This is a genomic window from Mycobacterium helveticum, assembly GCF_007714205.1.
GTDB classification, from domain to species: domain Bacteria; phylum Actinomycetota; class Actinomycetes; order Mycobacteriales; family Mycobacteriaceae; genus Mycobacterium; species Mycobacterium helveticum.
On the sequence record NZ_VMQU01000415.1, the window covers coordinates 1 to 234 of the forward strand.

The 234-nt window shown below is 85.5% G+C and carries 1 pseudogene; it reads left to right on the forward strand.

Annotation, left to right across the window (positions count from 1 at the left end):
- A pseudogene (locus tag FPZ47_RS30930) lies at nucleotides 1–234 on the forward strand (PE family protein); the annotation flags it as partial.

Sequence of the window (234 nt, forward strand, 5' to 3'; positions counted from 1 at the left end):
GTGCTGGCAACCGGAGCCGGCAGCGGGGGCGGGGGCCTCGGCGGGGCCGGCGGCACCGCCGGCTGGTTGGGCTCCGGCGGCGCCGGTGGCGCGGGCGGCGCCGCCGGAGGTGTGGCAACGGCTCCCGGCGGCCAGGGCGGGCCCGGCGGCAACGCGATCCTGCTCGGCTGCGGCGGGGCCGGCGGGCCCGGCGGATTCGCCGCAACGGGCACCGGCGGGGCGGGCGGCCACGGC